This window comes from Kordia zhangzhouensis (assembly GCF_001005305.1).
In the GTDB taxonomy this organism is placed as follows: domain Bacteria; phylum Bacteroidota; class Bacteroidia; order Flavobacteriales; family Flavobacteriaceae; genus Kordia; species Kordia zhangzhouensis.
Genome location: NZ_LBMH01000003.1, coordinates 225,053 through 248,079, shown reverse-complemented (window position 1 = coordinate 248,079; position 23,027 = coordinate 225,053). Strand labels below are relative to the sequence as shown.

General features: G+C 34.1%; 23 protein-coding genes. 18 read left to right on the top strand and 5 right to left on the bottom strand.

From position 1 onward, the window contains the following. Positions 1-63 precede the first annotated feature (63 nt). The 7 genes from queA (at position 64) to dnaG (ending at position 7,906) form a co-directional block, all read left to right on the top strand. Positions 64-1,119, top strand: a complete 1,056-nt coding sequence (queA, locus tag AA088_RS04460) for a tRNA preQ1(34) S-adenosylmethionine ribosyltransferase-isomerase QueA (protein WP_046743751.1) — start codon at positions 64-66, stop codon at positions 1,117-1,119. A 114-nt stretch (positions 1,120-1,233) separates the two neighbouring features. Next, positions 1,234-2,277 (top strand): 23S rRNA (adenine(2503)-C(2))-methyltransferase RlmN, encoded by a 1,044-nt coding sequence (rlmN, locus tag AA088_RS04455; protein WP_046743750.1) that lies wholly within the window; start codon positions 1,234-1,236, stop codon positions 2,275-2,277. Between the two features lie 101 nt (positions 2,278-2,378). Next, a complete protein-coding gene (locus AA088_RS04450; protein ID WP_046743749.1) occupies positions 2,379-3,356 on the top strand; it encodes a polyprenyl synthetase family protein in 978 nt (325 codons plus the stop codon). Positions 3,357-3,424: 68 nt separating this feature from the next. After that, positions 3,425-3,988, top strand: a complete 564-nt coding sequence (locus AA088_RS04445; protein WP_046743748.1) for an RNA polymerase sigma factor — start codon at positions 3,425-3,427, stop codon at positions 3,986-3,988. Further along, positions 3,975-4,736: a hypothetical protein gene (locus tag AA088_RS04440; RefSeq protein ID WP_046743747.1), complete on the top strand. Its 762-nt coding sequence runs from the start codon at positions 3,975-3,977 to the stop codon at positions 4,734-4,736. The genes AA088_RS04445 and AA088_RS04440 overlap by 14 nt, the downstream gene beginning before the upstream one ends. A 54-nt stretch (positions 4,737-4,790) precedes the next feature. Next, positions 4,791-5,825 (top strand): porin family protein, encoded by a 1,035-nt coding sequence (locus AA088_RS04435; RefSeq protein ID WP_046743746.1) that lies wholly within the window; start codon positions 4,791-4,793, stop codon positions 5,823-5,825. A 119-nt stretch (positions 5,826-5,944) separates the two neighbouring features. Beyond that, positions 5,945-7,906, top strand: a complete 1,962-nt coding sequence (gene dnaG / locus AA088_RS04430) for a DNA primase (RefSeq protein WP_046743745.1) — start codon at positions 5,945-5,947, stop codon at positions 7,904-7,906. Between the two features lie 90 nt (positions 7,907-7,996). Here the strand turns inward: dnaG and AA088_RS04425 are convergent, their stop codons facing one another. Next, positions 7,997-8,626 carry a response regulator gene (locus tag AA088_RS04425; RefSeq protein WP_046743744.1) on the bottom strand — a complete coding sequence of 210 codons (630 nt, stop codon included), beginning with the start codon at positions 8,624-8,626 and terminating at the stop codon, positions 7,997-7,999. A gap of 163 nt (positions 8,627-8,789) precedes the next feature. Then, entirely contained in the window at positions 8,790-9,578 is a 789-nt protein-coding gene (nadE, locus tag AA088_RS04420; protein ID WP_046743743.1) for an NAD(+) synthase, read from the bottom strand. Positions 9,579-9,772: 194 nt separating this feature from the next. Between nadE and gldB the strand changes: the two genes are divergently transcribed. Together gldB and gldC are read left to right on the top strand one after the other, a co-directional pair. Then, on the top strand, positions 9,773-10,723 hold the full coding sequence (gene gldB / locus AA088_RS04415; RefSeq protein WP_046743742.1) for a gliding motility lipoprotein GldB: 951 nt from the start codon (positions 9,773-9,775) through the stop codon (positions 10,721-10,723). Continuing rightward, the gene (gene gldC / locus AA088_RS04410; RefSeq protein ID WP_046743741.1) at positions 10,723-11,061 is read left to right on the top strand and encodes a gliding motility protein GldC; all 339 of its coding nucleotides are present in this window, start codon (positions 10,723-10,725) and stop codon (positions 11,059-11,061) included. Before gldB ends, gldC begins: the two co-directional genes overlap by 1 nt. Before the next feature lie 22 nt (positions 11,062-11,083). On the opposite strand, the gene AA088_RS04405 is transcribed toward gldC, so the two are convergent. Next, on the bottom strand, positions 11,084-11,836 hold the full coding sequence (locus AA088_RS04405) for a DUF5995 family protein (protein ID WP_046743740.1): 753 nt from the start codon (positions 11,834-11,836) through the stop codon (positions 11,084-11,086). 128 nt (positions 11,837-11,964) lie between these two features. On the opposite strand from AA088_RS04405, the gene AA088_RS04400 reads away from it, so the two are divergent. Further along, entirely contained in the window at positions 11,965-12,339 is a 375-nt protein-coding gene (locus AA088_RS04400; protein WP_046744143.1) for a hypothetical protein, read from the top strand. Here AA088_RS04400 and yihA read toward each other — a convergent pair. After that, the gene (yihA, locus tag AA088_RS04395) at positions 12,336-12,944 is read right to left on the bottom strand and encodes a ribosome biogenesis GTP-binding protein YihA/YsxC (protein WP_046743739.1); all 609 of its coding nucleotides are present in this window, start codon (positions 12,942-12,944) and stop codon (positions 12,336-12,338) included. The two genes, AA088_RS04400 and yihA, sit on opposite strands and share 4 nt — an antisense overlap. A 5-nt stretch (positions 12,945-12,949) precedes the next feature. After that, entirely contained in the window at positions 12,950-13,714 is a 765-nt protein-coding gene (locus tag AA088_RS04390; RefSeq protein ID WP_046743738.1) for an alpha/beta fold hydrolase, read from the bottom strand. A gap of 286 nt (positions 13,715-14,000) precedes the next feature. Between AA088_RS04390 and mraZ the strand changes: the two genes are divergently transcribed. Genes mraZ through AA088_RS04350 form a run of 8 tightly spaced genes read left to right on the top strand, consistent with a single transcriptional unit; the run spans position 14,001 to position 23,008 of the window. Beyond that, positions 14,001-14,468, top strand: a complete 468-nt coding sequence (gene mraZ / locus AA088_RS04385; protein ID WP_046743737.1) for a division/cell wall cluster transcriptional repressor MraZ — start codon at positions 14,001-14,003, stop codon at positions 14,466-14,468. Beyond that, positions 14,455-15,351, top strand: coding sequence for a 16S rRNA (cytosine(1402)-N(4))-methyltransferase RsmH (rsmH, locus tag AA088_RS04380; protein ID WP_174442400.1), 897 nt, complete (start codon positions 14,455-14,457; stop codon positions 15,349-15,351). Before mraZ ends, rsmH begins: the two co-directional genes overlap by 14 nt. A 2-nt stretch (positions 15,352-15,353) precedes the next feature. Next, the gene (locus AA088_RS04375) at positions 15,354-15,671 is read left to right on the top strand and encodes an FtsL-like putative cell division protein (protein WP_046743735.1); all 318 of its coding nucleotides are present in this window, start codon (positions 15,354-15,356) and stop codon (positions 15,669-15,671) included. A gap of 8 nt (positions 15,672-15,679) precedes the next feature. Then, positions 15,680-17,674: a penicillin-binding protein gene (locus tag AA088_RS04370; protein WP_046743734.1), complete on the top strand. Its 1,995-nt coding sequence runs from the start codon at positions 15,680-15,682 to the stop codon at positions 17,672-17,674. After that, positions 17,671-19,134, top strand: coding sequence for a UDP-N-acetylmuramoyl-L-alanyl-D-glutamate--2,6-diaminopimelate ligase (locus AA088_RS04365; RefSeq protein WP_046743733.1), 1,464 nt, complete (start codon positions 17,671-17,673; stop codon positions 19,132-19,134). The genes AA088_RS04370 and AA088_RS04365 overlap by 4 nt, the downstream gene beginning before the upstream one ends. Before the next feature lie 30 nt (positions 19,135-19,164). Continuing rightward, entirely contained in the window at positions 19,165-20,400 is a 1,236-nt protein-coding gene (gene mraY, locus AA088_RS04360) for a phospho-N-acetylmuramoyl-pentapeptide-transferase (protein ID WP_046743732.1), read from the top strand. 51 nt (positions 20,401-20,451) lie between these two features. After that, positions 20,452-21,792 carry a UDP-N-acetylmuramoyl-L-alanine--D-glutamate ligase gene (gene murD, locus AA088_RS04355; RefSeq protein ID WP_046744142.1) on the top strand — a complete coding sequence of 447 codons (1,341 nt, stop codon included), beginning with the start codon at positions 20,452-20,454 and terminating at the stop codon, positions 21,790-21,792. A 4-nt stretch (positions 21,793-21,796) separates the two neighbouring features. Next, the gene (locus AA088_RS04350) at positions 21,797-23,008 is read left to right on the top strand and encodes an FtsW/RodA/SpoVE family cell cycle protein (protein WP_046743731.1); all 1,212 of its coding nucleotides are present in this window, start codon (positions 21,797-21,799) and stop codon (positions 23,006-23,008) included. Positions 23,009-23,027: the final 19 nt, after the last annotated feature.

Genomic DNA, 23,027 nt, shown 5'->3' with positions numbered 1-23,027 from the left:
ATACTTGACAACCCCTATTTTGAGATTGTATATTTGCACTTCTTAAAAAAACTTGAAAAACTTATGGCAAAAAAGCTATCGCACTTTAATTTTAATCTTCCAGCAGATTTATTAGCAGAATATCCTTCAGAAAATAGAGACGAAGCACGTTTAATGGTATTAAATCGCGAAAAACAAACGATTGAGCACAGACAATTCAAAGATTTAGTTGAATATTTTAACGAAGGAGATGTGATGGTATTGAACAATACTAAAGTATTTCCTGCTAGACTCTTTGGAAATAAAGAAAAAACAGGAGCTAGAATCGAAGTGTTTTTGTTGAGAGAATTAAATGAAGAGCAGCGTTTATGGGATGTATTGGTTGATCCAGCTAGAAAAATTCGAATCGGAAACAAGCTATATTTTGGAGATGATGAAAGTTTAGTGGCGGAAGTTATCGACAATACAACCTCTCGCGGACGTACACTACGCTTTTTATATGATGGTTCGTATGAAGAATTTAGAGCAAAATTAAGTGAGTTAGGACAAACTCCGCTTCCTAAATATATCAAAAGAGATGTTGAGCCAGAAGATGAGGAACGTTACCAAACAATCTATGCAAAAGAAGAAGGAGCTGTAGCAGCACCAACTGCTGGATTACACTTCTCAAAACATTTATTGAAACGCTTAGAAATTAAAGGAATTGACTTTTCTGAAATTACATTACACGTAGGTTTAGGAACTTTTAATCCAGTAGAGGTTGAAGACCTTTCAAAACATAAAATGGACTCTGAAGAGTTAAAGATTGGTTCAAAAGCGGTAGAAGTAGTAAACAATGCAAAAAAGAATAAAAAACGCGTATGTGCAGTAGGAACTACGGTAATGCGTGCGTTGGAAAGCTCTGTTTCTTCTGAAAAAACATTGAACGAATATGAAGGTTGGACAAATAAGTTCATCTTTCCTCCATACGATTTTAGCATTGCCAACTGTATGATTACTAATTTTCATACGCCAAAATCAACATTGTTGATGATGGTTTCTGCATTTGCAGGGCATGATTTCATATTAAAAGCCTATGAAGAAGCAATCAAAGAAGGATATCAATTCTACTCATATGGTGATGCCATGTTAATTTTATAACAAGAGTAGATCAAATAGAATCAATATATTCTTAAATAGTATAAAAAACAAAATCCTGTCATTGACAGGATTTTGTTTTTCCTAAAACTCATAAATTCTCACTACTTTTACAGCATGAAGCAAGCAGGGAAGAAAGACATACGTGCGCTAAGCAAAGAGGAACTTCGCAGTTTTTTTGTAACACAGGGCGACAAGGCTTTTCGTGGAAATCAAGTGTATGAATGGTTATGGCAAAAAGGAGCACACAATTTTGATGATATGACTAATATCTCGAAAGAAACGCGCAAAATGCTCGAAGATAATTTCGTAATCAATCATATTCGTGTCGATAAAATGCAACGTAGCCAAGACGGAACAATTAAAAATGCGGTGCGTTTACATGATGGATTAGTTGTGGAGTCTGTTTTGATTCCTACAAGTTCGCGAACAACAGCATGCGTGTCGAGTCAAGTAGGGTGTAGTTTAGATTGTAAATTTTGTGCGACAGCACGGTTAAAACGAATGCGAAATCTAAATCCAGATGAAATCTATGACCAAGTAGTTGCTATTGATCGCGAGAGTAGGTTATATCATGGACGTCCTTTATCAAATATTGTTTTTATGGGCATGGGAGAACCATTAATGAACTATAACAATGTGTTGAAAGCAATTGAAAAAATCACTTCTGATGAAGGTTTAGGAATGTCACCCAAACGAATCACGGTTTCTACATCTGGAGTGCCTAAAATGATCAAGAAAATGGCAGACGATCAAGTAAAGTTCAAATTGGCGGTTTCTCTACACTCTGCAATAGATGAAGTGCGAACGTCTATTATGCCTTTTAATGAGCACTTTCCGTTAACAGATCTTAAAGAAGCGCTGGCTTATTGGTACGAAAAAACCAAAAATAAAATTACTTACGAATATGTTGTTTGGGATGGTATCAATGATCAACAAAAGGATATCAATGCGTTGGTAAAGTTTTGTAAAGATGTACCAAGCAAAGTCAATCTAATCGAGTACAATCCGATAGATGATGGTGAGTTTCAACAAGCAAGTACTAAAGCTATTGATCGTTATGTAGATTCTCTTGAGCAAAACGGAATTACAGTGACGGTAAGACGTTCTCGAGGAAAGGATATTGATGCGGCTTGTGGTCAATTAGCAAATAAAGAGTAGTTTGTGAAGATAAAAGTGAGACAAAATCCTCTTGAAAAGCTCAATCAAAATGCTGTTAAAAACTATAAAATCATCGAATTAGTTAATATCTTTGTGAGCGAATGAAAGTAGTTGCGCAGATAAAACAGCCGATTCTAAAAGAAATGGAACTTTTTGAAAAAAAGTTTTACAATTCGATGTCTTCCAAAGTTGCGCTACTTAACAGAATTACACACTACATTGTTAACCGTAAAGGAAAACAAATGCGACCAATGTTTGTTTTCTTAGTTTCGAAAATGGTGTCTGAGGGAAAAGTAAATGAACGCACCTATCGCGGAGCTTCAGTTATTGAATTAATTCATACAGCGACCTTAGTTCACGATGATGTTGTCGATGATTCCAATAGAAGAAGAGGTTTTTTTTCAATCAATGCACTATGGAAAAATAAAATCGCAGTCTTAGTTGGAGATTATTTATTGTCGAAAGGACTGTTACTATCTATTGATAATGGAGACTTTGACCTCTTGAAGATTATTTCTGTTGCTGTGCGTGAAATGAGCGAAGGCGAACTTTTACAAATTGAAAAAGCACGCCGTTTAGATATTACCGAAGAAATATATTATGAGATTATTCGTCAAAAAACAGCTACGTTGATTGCTGCTTGCTGTGCAATGGGAGCGCAATCTGTTAATGCTACAGATGAAGAAGTGGAAACCATGCGTCTTTTTGGAGAATATATTGGAATGGCATTTCAAATAAAAGATGATTTATTTGATTATGGTGATACTCAAATAGGAAAACCTACAGGGATTGACATCAAAGAACAAAAAATGACACTTCCATTGATTTATGCCTTGAATCATTGTTCCAAAGAAGAAAAAAAGTGGGTCATCAATTCCGTAAAAAATCATAATAAAGACAAAAAAAGAGTGAAAGAGGTTATTGACTTTGTTAAAATAACTGGTGGACTAGAATATGCGATTTCGCAAATGAAATCGTATCAAGAAAAGGCACTTACACTCTTAAAGGCTTATCCAGCATCTACCTATAAAGATTCTCTGGAATTGATGGTAAACTACGTGATTGATAGAAAAAAATAATTTTTTTGACCATCAGGCAACCATTCGCATGAAAATTGCGTCTATGTCAATAGAAAGCAATCTATATCGTGAAAGTTATTCGATTACATCAACAAGAAACACAACTTATAAAGCGTGCCAGGCAAAATGATCGTAAAGCGCAGCAAATGTTGTATGCGCAGCATTCGCCAAAAATGTTAAGTGTGTGTCGATACTATATCGCAAACATTCACGATGCAGAAGAAGTAATGCTTTCAGGTTTTTATAAAGTCTTTACACAATTGAAAACTTATAAAAATGAAGGTAGCTTTGAAGGTTGGATACGACGAATTATGATTCGAGAATCAATATCATTTTTACGAAAAAAAAATCCATTAGTTACTGTTGATGAAATAGAAAATTATATTGAAACTATTGATTGTGAAATGGATATTCATGCAGGTGTAGAGCAAATACAAAAAGCAATTGACGCTTTGCCACAAGGATATCGTATTGTTTTCAACTTATACGAAATAGAAGGATATAAACATCAAGAAATCGCAGAAATGCTGAGTATTTCCATAAATACTTCAAAATCACAATTATTTAAAGCAAAAAAACAACTACAATCACAACTTCGATCAAAAAAAAACAACGCTAATGAAATTGCATGATATAAAAAAAACTCTGGAAGATCGCAGAATCGAAGTTTCTTCTAATTCATGGGAAAAACTCGCAGGTCAATTGGATGCGAATGATCAAAAGAGAAAACGAATTTCCTTTATTCCTTATGCTGCCTGTTTGGCAATACTAGTAGGACTGATCTTTTTTTTACTGAATTCAAAAGCAAATGACACGCAAAATATTGTTAATTCGCCAAACGAATTTAAACCTAGTTATCTTCAGAAAGAAGAACAACTTAAAAAGGAGGTTTTTTCTGAAAGAGAGCATTCCCTTACAGAGCGTACTGTAGTAACAAAACAAACAACTCCTCTAAAAACTCCCGTAAAAGAAGAAACGAAGCAGCAAATAACTCATACGGAAATACAAAAACCTTCTGAAGAATTGCAAAAAGAAGTGTCTAAAACAATAGTAGTGCCTAAGGAAATTCAAACAGAAATAGTGGAAACAGTTACGGAATTACCCGAAGAAAAAAATATAAAAGCCTCTATCCTAGAGTTGTCTGTCAAAGAAAAAATAGTCATTACTGATGCTGAGATTGATCAATTGTTGAACGAAGCAAAAAAATCGTTATCAGAATTAGAAACGAAGAAGCAGGAAAATATCACAATGTTTGCAACTGCAGATGAACTCTTAGAAGAAGTAGAACTCGAATTAGATTACTCTTTCAAGCAAAAAGTATTTGAACTTATCAAAAACAACCTTCAAAAAAGCAGAACCGTGATTGCAAATCGCGACTAAAAGAACTCACGCCTTTCTTTCGATAGGTAACATAATCATCATAAAAAAACGAACATGAAAACAAGTAAAATGTATGCATGCCTGTTACTCCTATGTCTAAACTTTACAATGCAGGCTCAAGAAAAAGATTCCATTCAACTCAAAAAAGAACAAGAAAAAAAGTACTTAGAAGAACGCTTACGTGTAATTGAAGCTGAAGAAAAAAAAGTGTTGAAGTATGAAGTTGAAAAAATCAATGAAAAACTTGAAAAAGGAAAAATTTCCAAAGAAGAAGCTGAAAAGCAAAAAAAGAAAGCAGCCATGTTAGCAGCAGCAACTATTGAGTATCGAATGGCAAAAACGAAACGAGAAATGCTTACTGATTACTATATTCAAGAAGGAGGAAGTTTTATTCGCTTTGGAGAAGTATTTGATACACGAAAAATCAAAAAAAGACCTTTAAAATATGACAAACGAACCTATTCAGATATAGTCTTTGCAGTAGGTTTTAATAATGCTATACAAGAAGGAAAGTCGTTAAGTGACTCTGATTATAGATTTGTTGGTTCTCGATTCTTCGAATTTGGAATTTCATGGCGTACACGAGTATTTAAAAATCACAATTTTGTGCGATTCAAATATGGCTTATCATTACAATATAACAATTTGAAACCTACGGGAAATCGAATTTTTGTAGATCAAGGAACACAAACAAACCTAGTAGAATTTCCAAACGACCTAAGTCGATCAAAGATTAGAATGACAAATTTGGTAGTACCATTATACTTTGAATTTGGCCCTTCCAATAAAACAGAGACAGAACGATATATTCGTTACAATACACGTCAAAAATTTAAAATAGGGTTAGGTGGTTTTGCAGGAGTAAACATAGCTGTAAAGCAAAAATTCAAATATTCTGAAGATGGTGACCGTGTTGATCAAGAAATTCGAAGAAATTTTAATACAAATACTTTTGTATATGGTGTTGCAGGGTATATTGGTTGGGACGACTTGAGTTTGTATTGTAAATATGACATGTCGCCAATATTTAAAAGTCCAAATACAGCGCAGCGTAACATTTCCTTTGGACTTCGATTGGATGTATTCTAAAAAAACAGTTTATAAATTTCATTGGATGCGCTAAAAGAGATACGTCAAAGTATCTCTTTTTTTATTCTATATCAACGAAACTTAGTATTTTTGATGTTTACTCCTAAAACTCACAATCCTTGATATCAAAATCAACCATAGATGCCGTATTTAATACTTCTCGTGTAGAAGAAGTAATCGGAGATTTTGTGCAACTTAAAAAATCAGGGAGTAACTATAAAGGATTGAGTCCTTTTTCAGATGAACGAACACCTTCATTCATGGTGTCGCCTGTAAAACAAATATGGAAAGACTTTAGTTCAGGGAAAGGAGGAAATGTTGTGGCGTTTTTAATGGAACATGAGCATTTTACCTATCCAGAAGCCATTCGGTATTTGGCAAAAAAATATGGAATAGAGATTGAAGAAACCGAACGCACAGATGAAGAAAAAGCATTGGCAGATGAAAAAGAAAGTATGTATTTGGTTTCTGAATATGCTAAAAAATACCATCAAGAAGTTTTATGGGAATCTCCGCAAGGAAAAGCTATTGGACTCACCTATTTTAAGGAGAGAGGATTCACTACAGAAACTATCAAAAAATTTGGGTTAGGTTATGCGCTAGATGAATGGGAAGCTTTTACACAAAGTGCATTAAAAGAAGGATATAATCTTACGTATCTAGAAAAAACAGGACTTACTATTGTAAAAGGAGAAAAACGATTTGACCGTTTCAAGGGAAGAGTGATGTTTCCAATTCATAGTATGAGTGGACGCGTATTAGGTTTTGGTGGACGCATTTTAACAAACGATAAAAAAGCAGCTAAATACCTTAACTCTCCTGAAAGTGATATTTACCATAAGAGTAATGTATTGTATGGTCTATATTTTTCAAAACAAGCAATTGCAAAAGAAGATAATTGTTATTTGGTAGAAGGCTATACGGATGTTATTCAAATGCACCAAGCGGGAATTCAAAATGTTGTATCATCTTCGGGAACTGCGCTAACAGCAGAACAAATTCGTCTAATTAATCGTTTGACAAAAAATATCACTATTCTATACGATGGTGATGCTGCCGGAATTCGCGCATCACTTCGTGGAGTAGACTTGATTTTGGAGCAAGGAATGAATGTGCGTGTTTGTACTTTTCCCGATGGAGAAGATCCAGATAGTTTTACTAAAAATAACGCACTAGAAGATGTGCTTGCGTATTTTAAGAACAATGTAAGAGATTTTATTGGGTATAAAGCTTCGCTATTGATGGAAGTGGCTAAAAATGACCCGATAAAAAAAGCAGAAGTCATCAATGATATGATGGCTAGTATTTCAAAAGTTTCCGATAAGATTAAACAAGAATTGTATTTGCGTGAAACTTCGCGTATCATGGAAATTTCAGAAGAAGTGCTATTTGCTACATTGGCTCAACTGCAAAACAAAGATATCAAAGAAGCGAATAAACAAATTCGTCAAGAAAAAAAAGCATTTGAGGTCATTAAGACAGAAAAAAAAGCAGAAAAAGTTGATGAACAATACATTTTAGAACGTAAAATCATAGAGATTTTGTTGTTGTATGGAAATATGAAAGCAACTTTTGAAGATTTGATATTAAAAGAAGATGAAGAAGGAGAACTCAAAATGGAACGCGAACTTTTTGAAGCGAAAGTGTTTGAAAAACTATACTTAGATTTACAGCAAGATGAAATAGATCTTGCCAATGAAAAATTTAAACAAATATATTACAAAGCCATAGAAAAATTGAATAGTACAGGCGATTTGGTAATTGATACGTTTGTCAATGAAATTGCTCCTGAAATTGCAAGTGAAGTAACAGATATCTTAATGCAGGAAGAGCGTTATGAGCTTCATAATTGGGAAGCGCAAAATATATTTGTGAAACCAAAGGAGGAAACAATTGCACAGCTAACGAGTGAAACAATTCTTTCATTACGATGCTATTTAATCAATAAAAAAATTGATGAGCTTAAAATGAATTTGGAAGAAGATACACAAATAGAAGAGTTGCACAATGTTTTAGAAGAAATCAAAGACTATATCTTCTTAAAAAAATCACTTTCTGAACAGTTGAAGCGAGTATTATAAAAAATACACAAACAAAAAAATGATGATATGAAGTATTCTGTACAGAATTCAAACATATCATCATTAAATTTTTTCTACTGTGTATGCAAATTACAGTAATTCTAATGCTTTCGCTTGTTGTAGTAAATCAACTAAGTTGTCTACATTCAGCTTACGCATTAGGCGAGCTTTGTATGTGCTCACGGTTTTTTCGTTTAAATTTAATTCTTCGGCTACGTGCTTATTACGTTTACCAGAAGCCAACAGTTTTAATACTTCTACTTCTCTGGTAGATAAACGTCTGAAGAATCTACGAGGTTTGTTTGTGCTTTCATCAAATGCTAAACGTTGTGCTAATTCATTACTAATGTAAATTCCTCCATTAGCAACTTTAATGATTGCATCTTTAATAACATTTGTTGTCACTGATTTTGATAAGTAACCAGAAGCTCCAGCTCTTAATGTGCTTACTGCATAAACATCTTCAGAGTGTGAACTAAACATAATTACTTTAACATCGGGGAAGTCTTTTTTAAGTCTTCTTAAAGCAGTAATACCATTTACTTCAGGAATATCCATCTCAAGTAAAACAACATCTACACGCTCTTGACCAATAAAGTCAAACAACTCAGACGTCGTAGCAGCTTTACCTACTACATCAATCTCTGTAGAGTTCTTAAACAAGGCTTTAATTCCTTTTCGAACAATGGGATGATTGTCTGCAATTAATACTTTAACCATAATTTAGTTTTTAAAGTTATTATTAAATCAGACCATCACATAAAGAAAGGCTCGTTATGTCATGCTAACATAAAAACGAATCAATTTTTATTTCAGGTTTAGGGGGTCTGTAAAAAACAAATTTAAACAAATTTTTATAAAAACTATTAAAAAAGGCGATTTTTTATGTAAGATTTTGCGGTATTATACAGACTGGAATTGGAATCATTTTATGTCGGTTCGCTGTATTGAAACGTTTGTAAATTTTGAACACTTCTTGCTGTCTTCCAGTAAATTCCTCTGCGGTTTTTCCTGCGTTATCCATTTTCATAGCCCACTCTAATTCATCATAGTTAGCACCAATTTGATCTTCGTCACTTCTTGCATCTCCAAACAGTCCATCAGACGGTTTGGCTTCCATAATTGAAGCAGGAACTTTCAAAGCGCGTCCTAGCTCATATACCTCACTTTTCATCAAATCTGCAATAGGACTTAAATCAACACCTCCGTCGCCATATTTTGTATAAAAACCTACGCCAAAATCTTCTACTTTATTTCCAGTTCCAGCTACTAATCTGCCCAGTAAACCAGCGTGGTAGTATAATGTAGTCATTCGCAAACGAGCTCTAGTGTTGGCTAAAGCCATGTCTACTGTAGCTTGCTTGCCTTCCAGAGTTACTTCTGTCTTGAATTCTTCAAAAACAGGGGTCAAATCTACTCGGGTGTCACTTACATTTTCAAAACGTTCTTTTAATTGTTTAATGTGTTCTTGCGCTCGTGTTACGTGACTTTGTGCTTGATGAATCGGCATTTCAATACACAACGTAGGAAGTCCAGTTTTAGCACAAAGTGTAGAGGTTACTGCAGAGTCAATTCCGCCGGAAACACCTACTACAAAACCGTTTACTCGTGCGTTTGTAGCATACTCTTTTAACCAATTTACGATATGGTCGATTACCAATTCAGTTTTCATCTTTATATTTTTATAAATTTTAATAGAATTTGTCAATTACTTTTCTGTTGCTATCAGCAGAATCATAAGAGCTTAATTCATAAGGTTCAATTTTTTTACAAGATAAAAAAAGTACCTTTGCAGACAAAAATAGCACTTAAATAAAATTTACAGTCACTCGTTGCGTTTGTAAAAAGATTAATCTAAAAATTGAGATGAAAAAAATACTGTTTTTGTTAGTTTTAGTTGTAATAGGATGTGCAAAAGAAAATTCTCTTGAAAAAGAAATAGCTGCTATTCCGATAGAGGTAAATGTCGTAAGGTTTGATCAAGTGTTTTTAGGAGCTACACCGAAAGATCTTCCCAAATTAAAAGAAGCATATCCATTATTTTTTCCGAGTTCTGTGCCTGATTCTACTTGGATTTATACGATGAATGATCCTTTACAGAAAGAATTAAAAATAGAAATAGACTCAGTCTTTTCAGATTTTGCTCCTGTGCAGCGCGACATTAAATCTGTCCTGCAACATATAGAATTTTATTTTCCAGAATATGACCCGCCAAAGGTTTTTACGGTTACTTCTGAAGATTATCGCAAAAAAGTAATACTTTATAAAGATATGTTTTTGATAGCGCTTAATACTTATTTGGGCGCTGATCACAAATTTTATGAAGGTATTCAGCGCTATATCGCTCAAAATTTTGAAAAAAAGATGATTCCAGTAGATATGGCAAACGAATTTGCATACACGCAAGTAACGCCTTCCCGTGATCGTACTTTTTTAAATAAGATGATTTATCATGGAAAAGTACAGTACTTAAAGTCTTTGTTAGTGCCAAAAGCGAGTACAGCAATGTTGTTTGGGTATACTGAGCAAAAAGCTGCTTGGGCTGCTGAGAATGAAGCGCAAATTTGGACATATTTTGTTGAGAAAGAATTGTTATACAGTACAGATTATAAGTTAGATAATCGCTTTCTAAATTTAGCGCCTTTTTCAAAATTTCAATTAGAGTTAGACAATGAATCACCTGGAGGAATTGGGCGATATATTGGTTGTGAAATCGTGAAAGCATATATGAAAAATAATGATGTATCTTTGCGCGATATGTTGCAAAAACCAGCAAAAGAAATTTTTACAAATTCAAAGTATAAACCGAAGAAATAATGGCGAAGAAACTCAAGTCTGAAATCAAAATAGCAGTAACCGTTGATGAAAATAATGTGCCAGAAGCTATTAATTGGACAGCTAAAGATGGTGGAGTAGAAAATGAATCTTCAAAAGCGGTAATGTTGTCTGTTTGGGATCATAAAGCACAGGAAAGTTTGCGAATCGATTTGTGGACCAAAGATATGCCGGTTGATGAAATGAAAGTTTTTTATCATCAAACATTGGTGTCGATGGCACGAACATTTCAACGAGCTACGAATGATGAAAAAATGGCTGCTACAATGCTGGATTTCTGTGATTATTTTGCAGAAAAGCTAGATATATTAAAGAAATAAAAAAAAGTGTAAAATTGAGATGCTAATCTTTTTCTAGAATCTCAATTTTTCGCTTTATAGATCCGCGTTCTTCCAATCGAATGACTTTTAGTATAAGTTTGATGAAAAATCCGGGCTCAAGAATAATTTTGGTAATATCGGCTACTTTTTTATCGCGTTCAGCAATGGCTTTTGGCCACTGAGACTCATCTGTATTTGCCATAATAGTTGCAAATTTCCATGCGCCATTTCGAGCCAATTTCATGCTAAAATCAATCAAAATAGTGTCAAATTCCTCAGTTTCCTTCAAAATTTTAGCTAAAAAAGTCCAAATCAACGAAAGTTCTTTCTCCACATCATGAACTAATTCGCCTAAAATTATATTGATTTTATCAAAATCACCCTTTAAATCATTTATGTTTTTCCCTTTCATTACTTCGGCGGAAGCAATTCCAAGGTCTAAATTAATATGAGCATTCATGCCAAGTAATAAATGCTGGAGAACAATTAGCCAATAATTATCAGCTTCGTCAAAGGCAATTTTCCATGAAGTTGTAGGTGTAACGCCACTTTTATAATCGGTATATGCTTGAAGGTAACGATTGGCAAAAATCACATCCAAGCGTTCCATTCGTTCATTATCATCAAAAAAATGATTCTCTATTCCTTCCTTTACTTTGCAAGTTACTTTTTGATATAAAGCGGCAAAATATCCCATAGTGCTGGGAATTTCCTTGTTTTTTTGGATAATTTCATCCAAAAAAGAGATTACTTCGTCAATAGTGGTAGCTTGCATAATTTTCTTTTTGATGAATTAAAAGTATGAAAATATGTTAAAGTGAAAAAGGAAGTCTGCTATTTTGCGACAATAATAAGGGAAAGATTAGATGAATTAAGGTGTTTGTGATTACAATGGATTTAATAATGAAAACAGAACGGGCAGATAAAAAACTTATTTTTGTATACAATGCTCAGGCAGGAAAAATCAATGCTGTTATAGATATTGCGCATAAAATGTTGCGCCCTAAAACGTATCAATGTAAACTTTGTAGTTTGACGCATGATGTATTTGTTGAAAAGGAGCAGTGGAGAAGATTTAGGGAGCAAGTTCAGTTTCCAATGGAATTTTTACACAAGGATGAATTCCGAAAAAAATATTCAGTGCACCAAGAGGTATACCCTATGGTTTTATTACTAGAAAATCAGCAATTAAAAAAGTTTATTTCACAAGAAGAAATGAAAAATTTGAAAACAACTCAAGAGTTGATTAGTCTTATTAGAGAAAGAATGAATAGTTAAGAATTTTTTAACTCTTCATTAATCTGGTTGATATATTCCAATACCTCGTCACGTCCCATAGCTTTGGAAGAAGAAGTAATAAAATACTGCGGCATTTCTTCCCAAACATCTTCAAGTAGCTTCTCTCGGTACTTTGCTATATGTTTATCAATTTGAGAAGGGCGTAATTTATCAGCTTTGGTAAAAATGATACAAAACGGAATTTGATTTTCGCCTAACCATTGCATGAATTCCATATCAATTTTTTGCGGCTCATGGCGAATATCTACCAAAACAAATCCGCAAACTAATTGTCTGCGTTTGCTAAAATATTCAGTGATGAATTTTTGAAAAACTTTTTTGGTGCTTTTAGAAACGCGGGCATATCCATAACCTGGTAAATCCACTAAAAACCATTCATCATTAATCTTAAAATGATTGATTAGTTGAGTTTTCCCTGGTCGTCCTGACGTTTTAGCTAAGCTTTTGCGTTGAGTTAACATATTGATTAAGGAAGATTTACCTACGTTGGATCTCCCAATAAACGCATATTCAGGAATCGGATCCTTAGGGCATTTTGCCACATCCGAATTACTCATTACAAATTCAGCAGATTTAATTTTCATCCTGATTAAAAATTACGTTTGGTAAGCCAATCTTGCAAATGATCATTAAATTCCTGAGGATGTTCCATCATTGGAGCATGTCCGCATTTGTCAATCCAATATAAGTCAGAATCAGGAAGTAATTGATGAAATTCTTCCGCAACATTTGGAGGAGTTACAGTATCATTCTTTCCCCAAATAATGCCTACAGGAACGTTCATATTAGGAAGATCTTTTCCCATGTTGTGACGAATAGCACTCTTGGCAATTGCTAAAGTTTTTATTAGTTTGCTACGGTCATTTACTGTAGCAAACACTTCGTCAACAATTTCTTTGGTAGCAACTGCAGGATCGTAAAAAACGTCTTCACTTTTCTTTTTGATAAATTCATAATCACCGCGCTTAGGGTATCCATCACCCATAGCGCTTTCGTACAAACCTGAACTTCCTGTAATTACTAGTCCTTTTACTAATTCTGGATATAGTTTTGTAGTTAACAATCCAATATGTCCGCCTAATGAATTTCCTAGTAGTATAGCTTTGCCAATGTTTTTATGGATGATAAATTCTTGTACGTACTTAGCAAAATTCTTTACAGTAGTTTTTAAAAGTGGCATTGTATAAATAGGCAACTCAGGGATTAAAATTTTGTATCCTTTCGCTGAAAAATTCTGGGTAACGGCTTCAAAATTACTCAAGCCACCCATTAAGCCATGCAAAATAACGATAGGTGTTCCTTCTCCTAATTCGAGATAATTGAATTTCCCTTCCTTTTTAAAGCTTTCTTTCATTAATGGCTATCAGTTTTTTAACAAGAGACAAATATAGGCATTTCGATTTTATAAAGGTGTTTTTTTTAAAATGTCTAACAAAATAGCGAAACAACTGAAAAATAAAGGAGAATAGATGCTTTTTTTTAAAGCATATTTGAGGAGATATAAAGACTGATTTAGAGGTTGTATATCAGATTTTTAAGGGGTAAAAGCAAAAACTTATCAACAAAGTGGTAAAATGTGGTAAAATGTGGTAAAATTTTCAATATATTTGAATCTTATAATAGGTGAGCTGCATTTTTACGTGATAAATTTAATTGGAACATACGAGTGTAAAGTTGATGCCAAAGGGCGGATGCTTGTTCCTGCCGATCTCAAAAGGCAGTTGTCTCCTGTGTTGCAAGATGGATTTGTTATAAAAGAAGGGCTGTTTGGCTCTTGTTTGGAGTTGCATCCTATGAGTGAATGGAATGAAGTCACTCAAAAACTGAACAAACTTAATCGATTTAAAAGAGAAAATGTAGATTTTATTCGAAGATTTAATAAAGGTGTTCGGATGGTGGAAATTGATGCGGCAGGAAGGTTGTTGATTCCGAAAGATTTAGTGCTTTCTGCTGGAATAAAAAAAGAGATAGTATTGTCTTCCTCAATCAATATTGTTGAAATCTGGGATAAAGAAAAATATAATGCAGCTACAGATGATTCGGGAATTGATATTGGGGATTTGGCTGAAAAAGTAATGGGAAATGACGAAGGAGATGGAATATCATAATCCAGTATTGTTGAAAGAAACCGTTGATGGGCTAAATATTAAAGAAGACGGAGTGTATGTAGATGTGACCTTTGGTGGAGGTGGACATTCTAAAGAAATATTAAGCCGATTAGGAGAAAATGGAAAATTATATGCCTTTGATCAAGATCAAGATGCGCTTGATAATGCATTAGAAGACGAGCGATTTACATTAATAAATCAAAACTTTAGACATCTTAAAAAGTTCTTGCGATTTCATGGAGTGCGAAAAGTAGATGGAATTCTAGGTGATTTTGGGGTGTCATCACATCAATTTGACAAGGCAGAAAGAGGCTTTTCATTACGGTTTGAAGCAGATTTGGATATGCGAATGAATCAAGAAGGGGAGATTTCTGCTTATCATGTAGTAAATGAATATAGTGAAGAGGATTTGCGTTCTATTTTAAGCGTATACGGAGAATTGCGTAATGCAAAGGCTATCGCGGCGCAGATTGTTTTAGCAAGAACGGAAGAGGTAATTAAAACAACAGAGCAGTTAAAACAAGTGTTACAACGTTTTTTACCAATGCATAGAGAGCATAAAATCTTAGCGCAAATTTATCAAGCAATTCGTATTGAAGTGAATCAAGAAATTGAAGTGTTAAAAGAGTTTTTGCTTCAAACGCAAGAAGTGCTTGAAACAGGTGGAAGATTGAGTTTAATTAGCTATCACTCGCTAGAAGATCGATTGGTAAAGCGTTTTATTCGAAATGGAATGTTTGAAGGTGAGCCTGAAAAAGATTTTTTTGGAAGAGTAGAAGTGCCTTTTAAAAAAGTAGGGAAGTTAATAGTTCCTTCTAACGAAGAAATAAAGAAAAATAACAGAGCGCGTAGTGCTAAACTAAGAATAGCAGAGCGAATTTAGTGATGAAGCAAAGTATATATGACATATTAAAAGGGAAGTTTCTCATTAAAGATGATGCAGTCAAAAATTGGCGGTTTATAGTCTTTGCATCTTTTTTAGCGCTTATAATGATTGCAAGTTCGCATTGGGCAGATGAAAAAGTACATAAAATAGCCAAGTTAAATGATGAGGTAAAAGAATTGAAAAGTCAATTTGTCGATGCACGGACAACTCTTCAACAATTAAAGTTAGAATCACATATAACCGAAAAAGTGTCTGCAAGAGGTTTAGCTCCTTCAGAAAATCCGCCAAAAAAAATTAGAGTAACAACACAAGAGTAATCAACAAAATGCCAGTAACCGAAAAAAACATATTAAATCGCTTATATTTTATCGCAGGAGGTATGTTTCTCTTTGCGATTGCGGTTATGGTGCAGTTGATTAATATTCAATTTGTAGAAGGAGAGAAGTATAAAGAAATGGCGGAAGAGCGTACGCTAAGAAATGCAACAATTGCTCCAAGTAGAGGTAATGTATACGCAGACGATGGTAGTTTGTTAGCTACTTCTGTTGCTAAGTACGATATTTTCTTTGATACCAAAACAGTAAAGAAAAAAACATTTACAGAAAATGTAAAAGCATTGTCAGATTCATTGTCTCGTATGTTTGGAAAATCATCTGCTTATTATGAGAAGATGTTGAAAACGGCTCGTAAAAATGAAAATCAATATTTGAGAATTGCCCGTAATTTAAGTTATTCAGAATATATTCGGATTAAGCAATTTCCAATATTTAAGCATGGAGCTTACAAAGGTGGCTTTATAGACAAAGTAAAAACAGTGCGAGAACTTCCTATTGGTAAAATCGCAGAGCGTACTGTTGGGCATCAACGTGAAGGACAAAAAGGGGTAGGGCTCGAAGGTGCTTATGGTGAATATTTGCGTGGGAAAGAAGGACGAAGATTAGAGCAAAAAATAGCAAAAGGGCAATGGAAACCTGTTTCTGGTGAAAATGAATTGGAGCCACAGGATGGGTACGATATCATTTCTACAATAAACGTAAATATACAGGACATTGCACATCATGCTTTGTTGGAACAGCTAGAGAAATATAAAGCAGATCACGGTTGTGTAGTTGTGATGGAAGTGGCAACTGGAGAAATAAAAGCCATATCAAATCTAGGAAGAAATAAACAAGGAAAGTATTATGAGCGACTCAATTATGCGGTTGGTGAACAGCATGAGCCAGGGTCTACATTTAAGCTAATGGCGATGGTAGCTGCGCTTGAAGATCGTGTAATTGATAGTAATTATGTAGTAGATACTGGTGATGGTAAACTTACTTTTTATGGTAAAACAGTAAAAGATTCTAATAACAAGGGATACGGTAAAATAACCGCTTCTAAAGCTTTTGAGGTGTCTTCAAATGTAGGAATCGTGAAGATTATCAATGATTTTTATGGAAAGAACCCTAAAAAATTTGTGGATCGCCTGTATAATATGGGACTCAATGATACACTAGGAGTGTCTATCAAAGGAGAAGGAAAACCAATCATTCCACATCCAAAAGATAAAAGTTGGAGTGGTATATCATTGCAATGGATGGCATATGGGTATGGTGTTGAACTAACGCCTTTGCAAATACTAACATTTTACAATGCTATTGCAAATAGTGGGGAAATGGTGCGTCCTCGATTTATAAAAGCAGTTCGTGAAAATTGGTATGCGAGTGAAAAAATATTTGAAAAAGAAGTGTTAAATCCTTCAATCTGCTCCAAAGAAACTGTTGAAAAGGTAAAGAAAATGATGCAGAACGTTGTGGAAAAAAAACATGGAACAGGAAATGGATTGTACTCTCCTGATTTTTCGATGGCGGGAAAAACAGGGACATGTCAAAAAAATTATGGAGGAAAAAGAAGTGAGGTTAAATACATATCAAGCTTTGCAGGGTTCTTCCCGGTTGAAAATCCTAAATATTCTTGTATCGTAGTAATTCATGAACCTGTTCAGGCAATAGGGTATTACGGAGCAGACGTTTCCGGACCGGTTTTTAAAAAAATTGCTCATAAAATCTATAGAGATACACCAATATTTGATCAAGTAGAAAATATCGAACAAGTTCAAAAAAATGTAGCAAGTAGTTATGAACTGTATCTAGATAAAGCTAGAAAATATAAAACAATTATTCCCAATGTAGTCGGAATGCCAGCAATGGATGCAATTCCCTTACTTGAAAATTTAGGATTGCGAGTAGAAGTGAAGGGAAAAGGAATTGTAACCAAACAATCACTTGAAGCAGGTGAAAAAATAGGAACAGAAAAACGAATTGTGTTAGAATTATCGTGAATATATTAAAAGACATACTATACAAAGTTCACATTGAAGCTGTTACAGGAGATACAAATATCTCTGTGCGCGAACTTGTTTTTGACTCACGCAAAGTGGAACTCAATGATGTATTTGTTGCTATAAAAGGATATGAATTTGACGGTCATAGTTATATAGACTCAGCAATAAAGTTGGGAGCGATTGCTATAATTTGTGAAGAAATTCCAAAAAAAATTATTCAAGGAATTACATATGTGCAAGTAGATAATACAAGTAGTGCTCTTGCAATTATGGCTTCCAACTATTACGGCAATCCTTCGGAAAATTTAAAACTCATAGGAGTAACAGGAACGAATGGTAAAACAACAATAGCTACATTACTTTATCAACTATTTAAAAAAGCTGGATATAAAGTAGGGTTGTTGTCAACGGTAAAAATATTAGTAAATGATACAGAATATAAAGCTACGCATACAACTCCAGATTCATTGACAATTAACAAATATTTGCAACTCATGAATCATGAAGGAGTTGAATACTGCTTTATGGAAGTTTCTTCTCACGGAATTCACCAAAAAAGAACGGCTGGACTTCATTTTCAAGGAGGAATTTTTACGAATCTTTCGCACGATCATTTAGATTATCATGACACATTTGCGGAATATAGAAATGTTAAAAAGCAGTTTTTTGATGAATTGCCAAAGGAAGCATTCTGTTTAGTAAATATAGATGATAAAAATGGTTTGGTAATGATGCAAAATACACGAGCCAAAAAATACACATATGCACTGAAGACCTATGCAGATTACCGAGCGCAAATCTTAGAAAATAGCTTGGCAGGATTGCTTTTAAAAGTAAATGATAATGAAGTGTGGACAAAACTTATTGGGAATTTCAATGCATACAATCTATTGGCAATTTACGCTACAGCAGAATTATTAGGTCTGGAGGAAATTGAAATACTACGCTTGGTAAGTGAACTTGAAAGTGTAAGTGGACGATTTGAGTATTTTATATCTGCAAATAAAGTAACTGTTATTGTAGATTATGCACATACGCCAGATGCACTAAAAAATGTGCTTGAAACAATCAATAACATACGAACGGGAAATGAGCAATTAATTACGGTTGTAGGTTGTGGAGGTGATCGAGATGTTACTAAGCGTCCTAAAATGGGAAATATTGCTTCTGCGTTAAGTACAAAAGCAATATTCACTTCAGATAATCCGAGAAGTGAAAATCCTGAATCTATCATTGAAGCTATTGAAAAAGGTGTGGAAGCTCAAAATTATAAAAAAACACTGTCTATTACAGATCGAAAACAAGCTATAAAAACAGCATGTCAAATGGCAAGTGAAAATGACATTGTTCTCATCGCGGGGAAAGGACATGAAACCTATCAGGAAATTAAAGGAAAACGCACCGATTTTGACGATTACAAAATTGCAAAGGAAATACTAGAAAATCTTAGTAAATAACCAGTTTAAAAAGAGCGCAACAAAAAGAATATGTTATACTACTTATTTGAATATTTAGAAAAACAATATCAGTTTCCAGGAGCTTCCTTATTTGGATTCTTGAGTTTCCGAGCGGCAATGGCAGTTATTTTTTCATTGTTAATCTCAACAATCTACGGAAAAAGAATTATCCGTTATCTGCGTTCAAAACAAATAGGGGAAACTGTGCGAGACTTAGGCTTGGAAGGGCAGAAGGAAAAAGCAGGGACACCAACAATGGGAGGTCTAATCATTATCCTAGCAACACTAGTACCTGTATTGTTATTTGCTAAACTAGAAAATATATACATCATTTTGTTGATTGTAACTACTGTTTGGATGGGAATTATTGGATTTGTTGATGATTATATCAAGAAATTTAAAAATGATAAAGAAGGGCTTAAAGGTAAATTTAAAGTTTTAGGACAAGTTGGATTGGGAATAATAGTTGGCGCTACACTTTTCTTTCATCAAGACGTGACAATTCGAGAAGAGTTACCAGTAACGCAACAACAAGAAGTGGTGGTGGGAAACAATACGCCTACTAAAAAGTTTGGAGAAGAAAAACGCTCTATGAAAACAACCATCCCTTTTGTAAAAAATAATGAAATTGATTATGCAAAACTAATTACTTGGATTAACCCTGAGTATGCTAAATATGCATGGCTGGTATTTATTCCAATTGTTATTTTTATCATTACAGCGGTGTCAAATGGAGCCAATCTTACCGATGGAATTGATGGTCTCGCCGCAGGAACTTCAGCTATCATTGTTCTTACTTTAGGAATCTTTGCTTGGATATCAGGAAACTTAATTTTCTCAGAATATCTAAACGTAATGTACATACCAAGAGCTGGAGAAATTACTATATATATAGCGGCATTTGTCGGTGCTTTAATAGGTTTTCTTTGGTATAATACATATCCAGCTCAAGTGTTTATGGGAGATACGGGAAGTTTAACCATAGGGGGAATTATTGCAGTTATTGCTATTGCAATTCGTAAAGAGTGGTTAATACCTATTTTATGTGGAATCTTTTTAGCAGAAAATTTATCTGTGGTATTACAAGTAAGTTATTTCAAATACACTAAAAAGAAATTTGGGGAAGGAAGAAGAATATTCAAAATGTCTCCATTACACCATCATTATCAAAAATTAGGATATCATGAAAGTAAAATAGTAACACGATTCTGGATTGTGGGAATCTTGCTAGCGATTTTGACAATTGTGACATTAAAAGTGAGATAACATAAAGTATTGATAAAAGATAGCTTAAATAAAAGAGAAACAAGCAAAAAAGTGTTAAAACAACGATTGGTCATATTAGGAGGTGGAGAAAGTGGAGTAGGAACTGCCATTTTAGGAAAACAGAAAGACTTTGAGGTATTTGTGTCGGATAAAGGAACAATCAAATCGCACTATAAAAAAGTTCTGAATCAGTTTGAAATTGACTGGGAAGAAAAACAGCATACGGAAGCTAAAATTTTCAATGCTGATATCGTAATGAAAAGTCCAGGGATTCCTGATGCAGCTCCTTTAGTAAAACAATTGCATGAAAAAGGAATCTCAGTCATTTCTGAAATAGAATTTGCGGCACAATATACAAATGCAACGATTGTTGGAATTACGGGAAGTAATGGAAAAACAACAACGACCATGCTTACACATCATGTGCTCAAGCAAGGAGGGTTGAATGTGGGAATCGCAGGGAATATTGGAGATAGTTTTGCTAAGCAAGTGGCGAAGCAATCGTTTGATGAATATGTGTTGGAGTTAAGCAGCTTTCAGTTAGATGGCATTATCAACTTTAAACCGCATATAGCAGTCATTACCAACATAACGCCTGATCATTTAGATCGTTACGAATACAAATTTGAAAACTATATCGCATCAAAATTTAGAATTGCGATGAATCAAACTCAAGAAGATTATTTGATTTACGATGCCGATAATGAAGTTCTTGTGAATTGGCTTAAAAAGCATCCGGTCAAATCAACACTAATACCATTTTCTATAGAGAAAAAACTAGAAAATGGCGCATATATAGAAAACAAACAAATAATATTAACAATACAAAATAAGACATTAACTATGCCGACGGATTCGCTAGCACTAGAAGGGAAACACAACACAAAGAACGCAATGGCTGCGTCTGCGGTTGCGCAATTATTAAAAATTAGAAAACAAACCATACGTGAAAGTATGTCTAGTTTTCAAGGAGTAGAACATCGTTTAGAAAAAGTGTTGAAAATTCAAAATGTTCAATACATCAACGATTCAAAGGCTACGAATATCAATGCTACCTATTATGCATTGGAAAGTATGACAACTCAAACAGTTTGGATTGTTGGAGGTGTTGATAAAGGAAATGACTATTCAGATCTTTTACCGTTAGTTCATGAAAAAGTAAAAGCAATTATTTGCTTAGGAGTAGATAACACAAAAATCATTGAAGCTTTTGGACGTGTAACCGACTTAATGGTAGAAACTACCTCTATGGAAGAAGCGGTAAAAATTAGTCATAAGATTGCCGAAAAAGGAGATACTGTATTATTGTCTCCTGCTTGTGCAAGTTTTGACTTATTTGAAAATTATGAAGATAGAGGAAGGCAATTTAAAGAAGCAGTGAGAAGTTTATAAAGTAATGAATACCATCTTTAAAAATATAAAAGGAGATAGAGCGCTTTGGGCAGTAGTGGCCTTATTAGCGCTATTCTCGTTTTTGCCTGTATACAGTGCTAGTAGTAATTTGGCGTATTTATATGGAGATGGTAATACACTTAAATTTCTTATAAAACATGCATCGCATCTATTTTTAGGATTTGCAATTATATATGGTGTACATCGAATGCCATACCATTATTTTAGAGGATTATCTATCATAATGCTTCCAATCGTGTTGTTATTCCTAATATATACATTAGCGCAAGGAACTACTATTGGAGGAGCTAATGCAAGCCGTTGGATGCGAATTCCTTTTGTCGGACTCAAGTTTCAAACATCTACATTGGCAGGTGTGGTATTGATGATTTATGTAGCGAGATACTTATCGCGTATCAAAGACAAAACAGTAACGTTCAAAGAAACCATTGTTCCCTTATGGCTTCCAGTATTTTTAATTGTTGGATTAATCCTTCCTGCTAACTTTTCTACAACAGCAATCATATTTTCAATGGTATTAATGTTGTGCTTTTTGGGAGGTTACCCTTGGAAATATCTCTTAGGAATAGTAGCTGTGGGTATGTTAAGTTTAACAATGTTCATCTTGGCAGCGAAAGCTTTTCCAAGTGCATTTCCTAACAGAGTTGACACTTGGGTCAAGCGGATAGAAAATTTTTCAAGTAATGAAAAAACAGAAGCAAACTATCAAATAGAACGAGCAAAAATTGCAATTGCTAGTGGAGGAATAGTAGGAGTAGGTGCAGGTAAAAGTGTTATGAAAAACTTGTTGCCACAAAGTTCTTCTGATTTTATTTATGCAATCATCGTGGAAGAATATGGTTTAATTGGAGCACTATCATTGCTATTTCTATACTTATTATTACTATTTAGAATTGTAATTGTAGCGCATAAAGCAGATTCTATATTTGGGAAACTGTTAGCTATTGGAGTTGGAATTCCCATAGTATTTCAGGCGCTAATTAATATGGCGGTTGCGGTAGAATTATTTCCTGTTACAGGGCAAACATTGCCACTTATCAGTAGTGGAGGAACATCGATATGGATGACGTGTTTGGCGATAGGAATTGTGTTAAGTGTCAGTAAAAAAAGGGAAGAGATTAAAGAAAATCTAGAAAATCAGGAAAAAGTAGATGAAAACGAAAATCCGTTAGATGTATTAACTGAAGCAATTTAATCCAAAGATATTCTGCTGT

Bases quoted from the DNA above. Each gene is read 5' to 3' on its own strand.
- queA (WP_046743751.1), top strand. From the start codon at position 64: ATGGCAAAAAAGCTATCGCACTTTAATTTTAATCTTCCAGCAGATTTA.
- AA088_RS04350 (WP_046743731.1), top strand. From the start codon at position 21,797: ATGAATACCATCTTTAAAAATATAAAAGGAGATAGAGCGCTTTGGGCA.
- rsmH (WP_174442400.1), top strand. From the start codon at position 14,455: ATGGAATATCATAATCCAGTATTGTTGAAAGAAACCGTTGATGGGCTA.
- rlmN (WP_046743750.1), top strand. From the start codon at position 1,234: ATGAAGCAAGCAGGGAAGAAAGACATACGTGCGCTAAGCAAAGAGGAA.
- AA088_RS04375 (WP_046743735.1), top strand. From the start codon at position 15,354: ATGAAGCAAAGTATATATGACATATTAAAAGGGAAGTTTCTCATTAAA.
- gldC (WP_046743741.1), top strand. From the start codon at position 10,723: ATGGCGAAGAAACTCAAGTCTGAAATCAAAATAGCAGTAACCGTTGAT.
- yihA (WP_046743739.1), bottom strand. From the start codon at position 12,944: ATGAAAATTAAATCTGCTGAATTTGTAATGAGTAATTCGGATGTGGCA.
- AA088_RS04405 (WP_046743740.1), bottom strand. From the start codon at position 11,836: ATGCAAGCTACCACTATTGACGAAGTAATCTCTTTTTTGGATGAAATT.
- AA088_RS04390 (WP_046743738.1), bottom strand. From the start codon at position 13,714: ATGAAAGAAAGCTTTAAAAAGGAAGGGAAATTCAATTATCTCGAATTA.
- AA088_RS04435 (WP_046743746.1), top strand. From the start codon at position 4,791: ATGAAAACAAGTAAAATGTATGCATGCCTGTTACTCCTATGTCTAAAC.
- AA088_RS04370 (WP_046743734.1), top strand. From the start codon at position 15,680: ATGCCAGTAACCGAAAAAAACATATTAAATCGCTTATATTTTATCGCA.
- AA088_RS04450 (WP_046743749.1), top strand. From the start codon at position 2,379: ATGAAAGTAGTTGCGCAGATAAAACAGCCGATTCTAAAAGAAATGGAA.
- AA088_RS04440 (WP_046743747.1), top strand. From the start codon at position 3,975: ATGAAATTGCATGATATAAAAAAAACTCTGGAAGATCGCAGAATCGAA.
- AA088_RS04425 (WP_046743744.1), bottom strand. From the start codon at position 8,626: ATGGTTAAAGTATTAATTGCAGACAATCATCCCATTGTTCGAAAAGGA.
- mraY (WP_046743732.1), top strand. From the start codon at position 19,165: ATGTTATACTACTTATTTGAATATTTAGAAAAACAATATCAGTTTCCA.
- AA088_RS04400 (WP_046744143.1), top strand. From the start codon at position 11,965: ATGAAAACAGAACGGGCAGATAAAAAACTTATTTTTGTATACAATGCT.
- nadE (WP_046743743.1), bottom strand. From the start codon at position 9,578: ATGAAAACTGAATTGGTAATCGACCATATCGTAAATTGGTTAAAAGAG.
- gldB (WP_046743742.1), top strand. From the start codon at position 9,773: ATGAAAAAAATACTGTTTTTGTTAGTTTTAGTTGTAATAGGATGTGCA.